The sequence below is a fragment of the Thalassospira sp. UBA848 genome (assembly GCF_002295455.1).
Taxonomy (GTDB): Bacteria; Pseudomonadota; Alphaproteobacteria; order Rhodospirillales; family Thalassospiraceae; genus Thalassospira.
This window is the reverse complement of the sequence record NZ_DBGS01000136.1, coordinates 55362-66662: the sequence shown is the minus strand read 5'-3', so window position 1 is coordinate 66662 and position 11301 is coordinate 55362. Positions and strand designations below refer to the sequence as shown.

General features: G+C 56.6%; 13 protein-coding genes. 12 read left to right on the top strand and 1 reads right to left on the bottom strand.

Features of this window, described 5'->3' with window-relative positions; translation table 11 throughout:
- From B2R48_RS18930 to B2R48_RS18900, 7 genes are all read left to right on the top strand, one after another.
- Positions 1–639: preprotein translocase subunit SecY (locus tag B2R48_RS18930; protein ID WP_297003465.1), on the top strand; the 639-nt coding region annotated here is incomplete at its 5' end.
- 29 nt (positions 640–668) lie between these two features.
- The gene (locus B2R48_RS18925) at positions 669–1313 is read left to right on the top strand and encodes an adenylate kinase (protein WP_062953740.1); all 645 of its coding nucleotides are present in this window, start codon (positions 669–671) and stop codon (positions 1311–1313) included.
- Positions 1314–1432: 119 nt separating this feature from the next.
- Entirely contained in the window at positions 1433–1801 is a 369-nt protein-coding gene (gene rpsM / locus B2R48_RS18920; protein ID WP_008892195.1) for a 30S ribosomal protein S13, read from the top strand.
- Positions 1802–1816: 15 nt separating this feature from the next.
- The gene (gene rpsK / locus B2R48_RS18915; RefSeq protein ID WP_008892196.1) at positions 1817–2209 is read left to right on the top strand and encodes a 30S ribosomal protein S11; all 393 of its coding nucleotides are present in this window, start codon (positions 1817–1819) and stop codon (positions 2207–2209) included.
- A gap of 123 nt (positions 2210–2332) precedes the next feature.
- Positions 2333–3349: a DNA-directed RNA polymerase subunit alpha gene (locus tag B2R48_RS18910; protein WP_297003462.1), complete on the top strand. Its 1017-nt coding sequence runs from the start codon at positions 2333–2335 to the stop codon at positions 3347–3349.
- A 197-nt stretch (positions 3350–3546) separates the two neighbouring features.
- Complete coding sequence (rplQ, locus tag B2R48_RS18905; protein ID WP_084271929.1) at positions 3547–3978, top strand: 50S ribosomal protein L17; 432 nt, start codon at positions 3547–3549, stop codon at positions 3976–3978.
- Positions 3979–4167: 189 nt separating this feature from the next.
- The gene (locus B2R48_RS18900; RefSeq protein WP_297003460.1) at positions 4168–5625 is read left to right on the top strand and encodes a DegQ family serine endoprotease; all 1458 of its coding nucleotides are present in this window, start codon (positions 4168–4170) and stop codon (positions 5623–5625) included.
- A gap of 66 nt (positions 5626–5691) precedes the next feature.
- Here the strand turns inward: B2R48_RS18900 and B2R48_RS18895 are convergent, their stop codons facing one another.
- A complete protein-coding gene (locus B2R48_RS18895) occupies positions 5692–6894 on the bottom strand; it encodes an MFS transporter (RefSeq protein WP_297003459.1) in 1203 nt (400 codons plus the stop codon).
- Positions 6895–7100: 206 nt separating this feature from the next.
- Here B2R48_RS18895 and B2R48_RS18890 point away from each other — a divergent pair, with 206 nt between their 5' ends.
- The 5 genes from B2R48_RS18890 to B2R48_RS18870 all read left to right on the top strand — a co-directional run.
- Positions 7101–8411: a replication-associated recombination protein A gene (locus B2R48_RS18890; protein ID WP_297003457.1), complete on the top strand. Its 1311-nt coding sequence runs from the start codon at positions 7101–7103 to the stop codon at positions 8409–8411.
- A 119-nt stretch (positions 8412–8530) separates the two neighbouring features.
- Complete coding sequence (locus B2R48_RS18885) at positions 8531–9136, top strand: FMN-dependent NADH-azoreductase (protein WP_062953745.1); 606 nt, start codon at positions 8531–8533, stop codon at positions 9134–9136.
- Positions 9137–9357: 221 nt separating this feature from the next.
- Positions 9358–9867 carry a DUF1499 domain-containing protein gene (locus B2R48_RS18880; protein ID WP_062953746.1) on the top strand — a complete coding sequence of 170 codons (510 nt, stop codon included), beginning with the start codon at positions 9358–9360 and terminating at the stop codon, positions 9865–9867.
- 181 nt (positions 9868–10048) lie between these two features.
- The gene (gene crcB, locus B2R48_RS18875) at positions 10049–10441 is read left to right on the top strand and encodes a fluoride efflux transporter CrcB (RefSeq protein ID WP_062953747.1); all 393 of its coding nucleotides are present in this window, start codon (positions 10049–10051) and stop codon (positions 10439–10441) included.
- A partial coding sequence (locus B2R48_RS18870) for an RluA family pseudouridine synthase (RefSeq protein WP_297003452.1) occupies positions 10438–11301 on the top strand: 864 nt, incomplete at its 3' end. The genes crcB and B2R48_RS18870, both read left to right, overlap by 4 nt.

The following is an 11301-nucleotide window of genomic DNA, read 5'->3' as shown; positions in this document are numbered from 1 at the left end:
GCCTTCATCGTCTTTGTTGAACGTGCACAGCGCCGCGTTCTGATCCAGTACCCGAAACGCCAGGTCGGCATGAAGGTCATGGAAGGTCAGAGCTCGCACCTGCCGCTCAAGATCAACACTGCCGGTGTTATTCCGCCGATCTTCGCAAGCTCGCTGCTGCTTATGCCGCTCTCGGTTGCGCAGTTCACCACCGGCGTTGATGCTCCGGCATGGTTGACCACTGCGACCGCACTGCTGGGCCGTGGCCAGCCGCTGTATATTGCGCTTTATATCGGCCTGATCGTCTTCTTTGCCTTCTTCTACACTGCGGTTGTTTTCAACCCGGAAGATACGGCAGACAACCTGAAGAAACATGGTGGCTTTATTCCGGGCATCCGTCCGGGTAAAAATACCGCGAATCATCTGGATTTCATTCTGACCCGTCTGACGGTGATCGGTGCAGCGTATCTTGCATTCGTCTGTATCCTGCCGGAACTTCTGATCGCGGAATGGTCGGTTCCCTTCTACTTTGGTGGGACTAGCCTCCTGATCGTTGTCACGGTAACCATGGATACCGTTGCGCAGATTCAGTCTCATATGCTGGCTCACCAGTATGAAGGCCTGATCAAGAAATCCAAACTGCGTGGTCGCCGCCGCTAAAAGCCGCCACCGCATTCAGGGGGAAGACGATGAACATTATCCTTCTTGGCCCACCCGGCGCAGGGAAAGGTACCCAGGCCAAGCGTCTTGAAACAGGACGCGGCATGATCCAGCTCTCGACGGGCGACATGCTCCGTGCAGCGGTTGCTGCCGGTACGGAACTTGGGCAGAAGGCAAAAGAAGTCATGGATGCGGGGCAACTCGTTTCTGACGATCTCATGATCGGCCTGATTTCTGAAAGACTTGACCAGGATGATACCAAAGGTGGTTTCATTCTGGACGGGTTCCCGCGTACCACCGCCCAGGCAGAAGCTCTGGACGTGATGCTGGAATCCAAGGGACTGGCACTGGATTACGTGATTGAACTGCGTGTTGACGATGCAGCATTGGTGGCCCGCGTTGTGGGTCGCTATACGTGCGCGAAATGCGGGCAGGGCTATCACGACGAGTTCCAGAAACCCGCCAAGGAAGGTGTCTGTGACGTATGTGGCAGCACCGAATTTAAACGCCGTGCGGACGATACCGCCGAGACGGTCACATCGCGACTGGAAGCTTATCACAAGCAAACAGCACCGATCATTCCTTACTATGAAAAGGTCGGTAAGCTGAAAACAGTTGACGGGATGGCCGAAATCGACCAAGTTACGCGCGAGATTGAAGCCATCCTGGGGTAATTTCCCGGGCAGGGCGTTTTTTTGCTGGCGGGTTGGCAGTAATGCTGGCCCGCTTTTGCAGCGTCCTACCCTACCGGATCTGCCTCTGGGTTTGTTAACAGGAAACAGGAGTTCACATAGTGGCTCGTATTGCTGGCGTAAACATCCCGACCGCTAAGCGTGTCGTGATTGCGCTTACCTACATCACCGGTATTGGCCCGGCTAAAGCCAAAGAAATTTGCGCAAAGGTCGGTATCGAATCCGCAACCCGCGTTCATCAGCTCTCTGATGACCAGGTTCTGAAGGTTCGTGAAGTCATCGACGCTGATTACACCGTCGAAGGCGACCTCCGTCGTGAAACCGCAATGAACATTAAACGTCTGATGGACCTGGGCAGCTATCGCGGCCTGCGTCATCGTCGCGGTCTCCCGGTACGCGGTCAGCGTACCCACACCAACGCTCGCACCCGTAAGGGCCCGGCTAAGCCGATTGCTGGCAAGAAGAAGTAAGGTAGGGGAACGACAATGGCGAAGACTCCTCAGACTCGCGTGCGTCGCCGCGAGCGCAAGAACATTACGAACGGTATCGCGCACGTAAACGCGACCTTCAACAACACCATGATCACCATCACCGACGTTCAGGGAAATACCATTTCCTGGTCGACCGCTGGTGGTATGGGTTTCCGCGGTTCGCGTAAATCGACTCCGTATGCTGCACAGATGGCTGCCGAAGATGCAGGTAAAAAAGCTGCTGAACACGGCATGAAAACCCTCGAAGTACAGGTTAAAGGCCCGGGTTCGGGACGTGAATCTGCATTGCGTGCGCTTCAGGCTGTCGGTTTCACCATTACGTCGATCAAAGACGTAACGCCGATTCCGCACAACGGTTGCCGTCCGCGTAAACGTCGTCGCGTCTAATCGCGTCGATCCTTGCGGACGACCCCGCGTTTGGGCCCGGGATGACCGGGCCTCTTCGCGTTTCTCGTGGGGGCAAAATGTTTGCCCTCATTTCCATAGGCTCCAGTTGCGAAGGTGGGTCTCGTGATTCAAAAGAACTGGCAGGAACTGATTAAGCCGACGAAGCTTGATGTTACTCCGGGTACTGATGCCAGCCGTATTGGTACGATCGTGGCAGAACCGCTGGAGCGCGGTTTTGGTCAGACCCTGGGTAACGCGCTGCGTCGCATTCTGCTGTCGTCGCTCCAGGGTTCGGCAGTTACTGCGATCCAGATCGACGGTGTATTGCACGAATTTTCGTCGATCCCGGGTGTGCGTGAAGATGTCACCGACATCATCCTGAACATTAAGACCATGGGCGTGCGCATGCATGCTGAAGGTCCGAAGAAAATGGCTTTGAAGGCGGCCGGCCCTGGTGCCGTCACCGCAGGTCAGATCGAAACCGGTGCGGATATCGAAATCCTCAACCCGGATCTCGAGCTGTGCCATCTTGATGATGGTGCAACGCTCAACATCGAATTCACCGTTGATAACGGTAAAGGCTATGTTGCAGCCAGCTCGCACAGCTCGTCTGACGCGCCGATTGGTCTTATTCCGATCGATGCGATCTTCAGCCCGATCCGTAAAGTGGCCTACAAGGTGGAAAACACCCGTGTTGGTCAGGATACCGACTTTGACAAGCTGTCGCTGACCGTTGAAACCAACGGTGCGCTGACCCCGGAAGATTCGGTTGCGCTTGCTGCCCGTATCCTCCAGGACCAGCTGTCGCTGTTCGTCAACTTCGAAGAGCCGGAAGCGGTTGTCGAAGAGAAGAAAGAAGACGAACTGCCGTTCAACCGCAACCTTCTTCGTAAGGTTGACGAGCTTGAACTGTCGGTACGTTCGGCAAACTGCCTGAAGAACGACAACATCATCTATATCGGTGATCTTGTTCAGAAGACCGAAGCAGAAATGCTCCGTACGCCGAACTTCGGCCGTAAGTCGCTGAACGAAATCAAGGATGTTCTGGCTCAGATGGGTCTGCATCTTGGTATGGAAGTCGGTGGCTGGCCGCCGGAAAACATCGAAGAACTTGCTCGCAAGTTCGAAGATCCGTTCTAAGAACGGGTCTTCGGCCTTCGGGCCGTTATCGGAACATTCGTGTTCCAAACCGGAGAACCCAGTTGTTTGGGCATCCGGCGGGCGCGTTGCCCACACCGCACGTGCATAACCTGGCCTTTCTGTGAAAGTGATCAGGGTGGCGGGGCGGTTTTACAATCGGTTTCGTGAGCGAAGCCAGGCTATTAAGGAGAGTTACCATGCGTCACGGTATGCAAGGCCGTAAGCTTAATCGTACTTCGTCCCATCGTAAGGCGATGTTTGCCAACATGGCAGTTTCGCTGCTCACCCACGAGCAGATCAAAACCACTCTTCCGAAGGCCAAGGATCTTCGCCCGTATGTCGAAAAACTGATTACGCTGGGCAAGCGGGGCGACCTGCATGCACGCCGTCAGGCCATTTCGATCCTGCGTGACGACAAAGTCGTAGCCAAGCTGTTCGGCGAAATCGCCGACCGCTACAAAGAGCGTTCCGGTGGTTACACCCGCGTTCTCAAGGCTGGCTTCCGTTACGGCGATGCGGCTCCGGTTGCTGTGATTGAACTTGTCGATCGCAACGCCGATGCAAAAGGCGCGGAAGACCGTGCTCGCCTCGAAGCAGAGGGCGAAGGCGAAGAAGCTGTTGCTGAATAAGCAACGTTTCGGCCTTTAAGAAACAGAAACGGGCGATGCCTTATGGTGTCGCCCGTTTTCTTTTTGCGAAATGCCATAGGTTTCATATTTCCGCCAAGGTTGCGCAGCAGTTCTATTTTTCCTAATTGATGACAAGCCATGCCGGTCAGATGACCGGTTGCCGCAAGACAAAAAGAGAGAGTGTGTGACGTGCAGGCAAATTGGATTTCAAAGATTGTCGCCTTTGCCGTGATCGGGATGGCGGCTTTGTCTGGTACCGGCAATCTGGCCCATGCCCAAAGCGATGAAGCCACTCTGGATCGGCGTTTGCCGTCGAGCCAGACGGAAATCAAGATGTCGCTTTCGCCATTGGTCAAGCAAACCGCGCCTGCGGTTGTCAATATCTACACCAAGAAGGTGGTCGAGCAGCGCCAGCGCACACCATTTTTCAATGACCCGTTCTTCAAGCAGTTCTTCGGGGATCGCTTCGGCGGTGCCTTTGGTGCGCCACGCCAGCGTGTTGAACGCTCGCTTGGGTCGGGTGTGATCGTATCTGGTGATGGCACTGTGGTGACCAACCATCACGTCATCGCTGGCGCCAGTGAAATCCGCGTCGTCTTGCATGACAACCGCGAATTTGATGCTGATCTGGTCGGGTCGGATGAACGCACTGATTTGGCCGTCCTCAAGCTGCGTGATGTTGATAAAGAATTGCCTGCCATTCCGTTTGGCGATTCGGATGCGGTCGAGGTCGGCGACCTTGTTCTGGCGATCGGCAACCCGTTTGGTGTTGGACAAACCGTAACAAGCGGGATTGTGTCGGCACTGGCGCGCGCCGGTGTCACCGGGCAGGACTATCAATCCTTCATTCAGACAGATGCGGCGATCAATCCGGGCAACTCCGGCGGGGCGTTGGTCGATATTGATGGCAACCTGATCGGGGTCAACTCGGCAATCTTCACCAAATCCGGCGGATCGAACGGCATTGGCTTTGCGGTTCCGGCCAATATGGTCAAGGTGGTGATGCGTGGCCTGATCAGTGGCGATCTGCGTCGTCCGTGGCTCGGCGCTGCGGGGCAGGCGGTCACAGCCGATCTGGCCGCATCACTTGAACTGGATCGCCCGCATGGTGTTCTGATCAACAGGGTGCGCACCGGCAGTCCGGCTGAACGGGGCGGGCTGCAATCAGGTGACGTGGTGATCGCGGTCAATGGTTTGGCGGTTGATAACCCGAACGAGCTTAAATTCCGCATCGCGACGCTGGAGCTGAATGGTGAGGCCACGCTGGCCGTCTTGCGTCGCGGGCGTGAAGTCACCCTTGCCATGCCGCTCGAAGTCGCCCCGGAAATTCCCGCACGCGATGAAAGCATCATTGATGGCCGCAACCCGTTCAGTGGCACCAAGATCGCCAATATGAACCCGGCACTGGCCGATGAACTCGGTATCGATACCCTAAGTGAAGGGGTTATAATCCTGGCCGTCGCCCGTGACAGCCTTGCACGCCGCACACGCCTTAAGGCCGGGGACTATATTGTCGAGGTCAATGGCGAACCGATCACCTCGGTGGCACGCTTCAAGGAAGTCATCCGGGCCGGTGAACGCAGCCGCGACTGGAAGATCGCTGTTAAACGCGATGGCAAGGTTCTGACGGGTGATTTCACTCTTTAGGTAGCCAGCCCGTCACAGCAAAACAAAAGGCGCGCCAACTGATGGCGCGCCTTTTTCGTTGTCTGGTCAACGGGTTTGCGGCTGGTGACGCAACATCATCAGGGCAACAAAGGTGACAAGGCCCAACCCGATGGTCAGCAAAATCGCGTACTGCCCGTAATCATCAATCAGAAGCCCGAAGACGAACGGCGCTGCCGCCTGCGCAAAGCGTGATGGTGCCATGATATAACCCTGCCGTGCGCCATATCCCGCAGGGCCAAACGTTGCCAATGGCAAGGTCCCCTTGGCAATGGTCAGGATTCCGTTGCCGATCCCGTGCAGGCTGGTAAACAGCATCCCGACCGGGCCACCAAAGATCAAAAGCAGCACCGCCCCCACCGGATGGGTCAGGGCCGAAAGCCGTGATGAAATCAGTGGATGCATCTTTTTAAGCAATCCGAACTCGGCCAGCCGGCCTGCAACCTGTGCCGGACCCACCAGCGATGCGGCAATCAGGGCACTGGCGGCATCCATACCCGATATTTGCAACAGGCGCGGCAAATGGGCCGCCATGGCCGTTGCGGTAAACCAGCTGGTGGCAAACACAATCGCCAGCAGGATCATCGGCAAATTGAAGATATCCTGTCGTGACAGCTTGGTCGGGGCAGGGGGCGCTGTGGGTGTTTCGTGTTCTGCCGTCGTATGCGCGTCGCCCTTGGTGCGCGGGATCAGAAACAGATTAAGCGGCAAGCCCAGCACAATATGCATCACGGCCCAGAAATAGCACGCGGTGCGCCAGTCAAATTCGGCTTCTAATCCGGCGGTAATCGGCCAGCAGATCGTGCTGGCAAATCCGGCGATCAGGGTAATGCCGGTAATCGGGCCGCGTGCATCATGCCCGTAAATCCAGCTCAGCGTGGCAAAGGCTGACTCATAAAGCCCCATCGACATGCCAACACCAATGACGCACCACGCCACACACATCATGATCAGGCTATCGGCCGTGCCCAGTAATGCAAGACCGGCGGCAAAGATCAGGCTGGAAAACGCCAGCACCGTGCGCCCGCCAAACTGATCAATCCGCGCCCCGGCCTTGGGCCCCAAAAGGGCAGCAAAGATCAGCGCAAGTGAAAACGCGCCAAACGCCCAACCGGGCGGAATGCCAAGCTCATTCGCCATCGGCTCTGCCAGAATGGCCGGCAGATAAAGCGTGGTCCCGAATGCAAGGGTTTGTCCCGTGCCCAATCCGATGACGATCGGCAGTTTGGCCGGTGCGCGATGCGGTGTCATCTATGACCCCCGCAATCAGGGCGGATCAAGCAGGCAGGAACAGGCGTCACAAACGGCTTCTTCTTGGTGGTTATGCAGGATTACGGTTGAAAGCTATGCTGTGCCTTTCAGGGCGTCAATCGACGATGTTTCGTCTGTCATCAATGTCATCTGCGTGTTACTTTCCGGTCAAGACGCCCCAAAAACCAACATCGTATTGTTCCAGCATGGTTTCCCTGTTTGAAAGTCAGGTCACGCGCCCTTTGGCCGACAGATTGCGCCCCGCCAAACTCGATGAGGTGGTTGGCCAGGGGCATCTGTTTGGCGATGACGGGCCGATCACCCGCATGATCAAGACCGGTCGGGTGCCCTCGGTCGTGCTGTGGGGGCCGCCGGGCTGTGGCAAAACGACACTGGCCCGCCTGATGGCCGATGTCGCCGATATGGCGTTTGAGCCGCTCTCGGCGATCTTTTCCGGGGTGGCGGATCTGCGCAAGGTGTTTGAGCGTGCCCGTGCGCGGCGTTCCACCGGTGGGGCGACATTGCTGTTCATTGATGAAATCCACCGTTTCAACAAGGCCCAGCAAGACAGCTTTTTGCCCTATGTTGAAGACGGCACCATCACACTGATCGGCGCGACCACAGAAAACCCGTCCTTTGAATTGAACGCAGCACTTCTGTCGCGTTGTCAGGTATTGGTGCTCAAGCGTCTGGATGATCAGGGCCTTGAAGAACTTCTCGTGCGGGCCGAAAAGGAAATGGGCTTTGACCTGCCCGTCACCCCCGAAGCCCGTGAAACCCTGCGCGCCATGGCCGATGGCGACGGGCGCTATTGCCTGAACCTAGCAGAGGAACTCTTTTCCCTGCCGCCCAGTGATGATGGCCCGCTTGGCGTGGCGGAACTTGCCCGCACCGTGCAAAAGCGCATGCCGATCTATGACAAGGGCGATGACAGTCACTACAACCTGATCAGCGCGCTGCATAAATCCATTCGGGGTTCTGACCCGGATGCTGCGTTGTACTGGTTTAACCGCATGCTGGCCGGGGGCGAGGATCCGAAATTCGTTGCCCGCCGCCTGACCCGCATGGCGGTCGAGGATATCGGTCTTGCCGATCCGCAGGCCCAGCAATTTTGCATCGGTGCGTGGGAATCCTATGAACGGCTTGGCAGTCCCGAAGGCGAACTGGCGCTGGCCCAGGCGGTGATTTACCTCGCCCTCGCGCCAAAATCTAATGCCGGTTATTCGGCTTATAAAAAGTCGCTCAAGATCGCGCGCGATACCGGGTCACTTATGCCGCCCGCCCATATACTCAATGCGCCGACCAAGCTGATGTCTGATATCGGCTATGGCAGTGGTTATGCCTATGACCATGATCAGGCAGACGGTTTTTCCGGGCAAAACTACTTCCCCGAGGGCATGCGACGGCAAAACTTTTATGAACCGGTCGAACGTGGGTTTGAGCGCGATCTTAAAAAACGTGTCGAATATTTCGACCGCTTGCGCGCAGAACGTCAAAAGAAGCGAGACAATAAGTAACTGACGGTTTGTTTAGTTATCAAATTGGAAACAATTTGGTGAAAAGTCTCTGGCTAAACAGATCGGCTTTGCGGGCTTAAGTTCGGGGCAACACAGAAACCCGGACTAGGAGACTGCAAATGACCAACATTCTGCACGTAAGCGCATCGGTAAATGGCGCAAATTCGAATTCCCGCCAGATTGCGACCAAGCTGATTGATCGTATCACTGCGGCGGATCCGTCGGCGAAAGTCGCTGAACGCGATACCAACGACACCCTGATCACCGCCCTGACCGGTGAAACCGTCGGTGCCTATTACACCCCCGAAGCAGACCGCACGGACGCCCAGAAAGAAATCATTTCCGTTTCCGACAAAATGGTTGCTGAACTTCAGGATGCCGACGTCATTGTGATCGGTGCGCCGATGTACAATTTCTCGATCCCCTCGACGCTCAAAGCGTGGGTTGACCTGATTGCACGCGTCGGTGTGACGTTCCAGTACACCGAAAATGGTCCTGTGGGTCTTCTGACCGGCAAAAAGGCCTATATCGTTGCGGCAACGGGCGGTGTTCCGGTCAACAGCCCGGCTGATTTCGCAACCCCGTACCTGAAGCAGGTTCTCGGATTTATTGGCATCTCTGATGTCGAAGTCGTCGAGGCATCCGGCTTTGCGGTCAACGCCGAAGAAGCCATGGCCCGCGCCCTTGCCAATGTCGAAGCGGCTCCGCTTCCGGTTGCGGCCTGAGAATTCGAAAATACCAAACTCCGATACACTCCCGCCGATCAGCGAATTTCCAGATTATCCCCCCCCCCCCTTGGTTCGCTGATTGACGGGGCTGTACGCCAAATGCCCGACGGTTTACCCGTTCGGGCATTTTGATTCTGCGGCATTTGGTACTATTGTATCTGTGCCCGTTCGGGCAGGCGCTTTGTCATTGGCAGGTGGTATATTTGAAACGGTTGGCGATGTTTGCAATCTGGGGGCTGCTTGTACTGGCAGGCATTTTCGTGACCGTCCGCTTTACCGGGCTGATCGACCATATGTTGCCTGCGGGTGATCCCCCCAATATCGCCTTCGCGCAGGACATGGATCTTCCAGATGCGCGCAATTTCTTCATAACCTGTCCGGCGGATCGGTTGCCGACAACCGAGCGTGCCATGCAAAGCCCTACCTTCAAGGCATCGGTGGCATCCCTGACCGAAGTTCTGATTGAAACTGCGCCTGATCACGGCATGAAGCTGATGACCGATGTCGAGGGCGGCGAAGCCGGTCGGCTTTATTTCCTGGCGCGCACGCCGGTCTTTCGTTTTCCCGACTGGGTCGAGATCGAGCTGATCTTGCCAGAAACCGGGAATGACGTTTCGTTCTGCCTGTTTGCCCAATCGGTTTATGGCGTTGAAGATATGGGGCAAAATGAAAAACGCACGCGCGCCTGGCTGGCGGATGTCGAAACCCGCATGGGCCAGGGATCCTGAGCGGTCCTGAGCCAGCACCAACAGGATTGATCATCCGCAGCCCTTGGTGTTTGATGTGACAAAGGGGATGTGTGCTGGACATGGATATTGACATTGACATTGACCGGGCCTCCATTCTTGCCATGGCCCCATGCCGTATTCACACGTGACATTTCTGGACTGAGGGAATAGGTTCCGCGCCATGCAATTTTCACCGTTGTTAATCGCATCCATTGCCTTGGGCGGTGCCGTTGGTGCCGTTGCGCGTTACAGTGTGTCCGTCATGATGGGCTCGGTGATGGGCTCTGGATTTCCCTGGGGAACCCTGACGGTCAATATCGTTGGTTCGTTCCTGATGGGGGTGCTGATCGAGGTTTCCGCCCTGAAACTATCCATGGGGCTTGAAATGCGCGCACTCCTTGTGACCGGTTTTCTGGGGGCGTTTACAACTTTTTCGACGTTTTCGCTGGATGCTGCGACCTTGTATGAACGGGGCAATATGGGCCTTGCGGCCCTTTATGTCATTGGTTCCGTGGTCGTCGGCATTTCGGCATTGTTTGGCGCAATCGCGCTGGTAAGGGGTGTTCTGCAATGAGTGGTGTCACTCTGCGCAAGGTCAAGGCAGACGAGGCCGAAATCAGGCTGGATCGCTGGTTCAAGCGCAACTGCCCGGAATTCACATTTGGCCAGGTCCAGAAGTTCCTGCGTGGCGGTCAGATCCGCGTCGATGGCAAACGTGCCAAGGCCAATCAACGTGTGGAGCCGGGCCAGGAAATCCGCGTGCCGCCTGTACCTGTGATGTCCGGTGGTGGAACCGGCCCATGGGGCGAAGATGGTTCGGGCTATAACCCGGCCGAAGTCCAGCAACGCAAACAGGCCGGCCCCGCCAAGTCCGATGCGACCGAGGCAGAGCTGCAAGCCCTTCGTGATTCCGTTATTTTCTATGACGAGTTGGTGCTGGCGATCAACAAGCCCGCCGGCCTTGCCGTGCAGGGCGGGACCAACACCAATGTTCATGTCGATGGCATGCTTGACGCGCTTAAACTCGACAGCAAGGAACGCCCGAAGCTTGTTCACCGACTGGACAAGGATACAAGTGGCGTTTTGCTGCTGGCCCGTTCTGCCAGTGCGGCCCATGCCCTGACCAAGGCGTTCAAGGATAAATCGACCCGCAAGCTTTACTGGGCGATTGTCACCGGTGCGCCTGCGGAACGCGAAGGCATGATTGACGCACCGCTTGCCAAACTGTCGGGCAAGGGCGGCGAGAAAATGGTGATCGACGAGAAGCTCGGAAAATCCGCGCAGTCCGTCTTCCGCCAGCTGCATCGCGCCGGGCGCAAGGCCGCATGGCTTGCCTTGTCACCGCTGACCGGTCGTACCCACCAGCTGCGTGTCCACAGTCAGGCAATCGGCTGCCCGATCCTTGGAGATGGCAAATATGGCGGGGGGGAGGGG

Bases quoted from the DNA above. Each gene is read 5' to 3' on its own strand.
- B2R48_RS18925 (WP_062953740.1), top strand. From the start codon at position 669: ATGAACATTATCCTTCTTGGCCCACCCGGCGCAGGGAAAGGTACCCAG.
- rpsK (WP_008892196.1), top strand. From the start codon at position 1,817: ATGGCGAAGACTCCTCAGACTCGCGTGCGTCGCCGCGAGCGCAAGAAC.
- rplQ (WP_084271929.1), top strand. From the start codon at position 3,547: ATGCGTCACGGTATGCAAGGCCGTAAGCTTAATCGTACTTCGTCCCAT.
- B2R48_RS18895 (WP_297003459.1), bottom strand. From the start codon at position 6,894: ATGACACCGCATCGCGCACCGGCCAAACTGCCGATCGTCATCGGATTG.
- B2R48_RS18890 (WP_297003457.1), top strand. From the start codon at position 7,101: ATGGTTTCCCTGTTTGAAAGTCAGGTCACGCGCCCTTTGGCCGACAGA.
- B2R48_RS18885 (WP_062953745.1), top strand. From the start codon at position 8,531: ATGACCAACATTCTGCACGTAAGCGCATCGGTAAATGGCGCAAATTCG.
- B2R48_RS18880 (WP_062953746.1), top strand. From the start codon at position 9,358: ATGTTTGCAATCTGGGGGCTGCTTGTACTGGCAGGCATTTTCGTGACC.
- crcB (WP_062953747.1), top strand. From the start codon at position 10,049: ATGCAATTTTCACCGTTGTTAATCGCATCCATTGCCTTGGGCGGTGCC.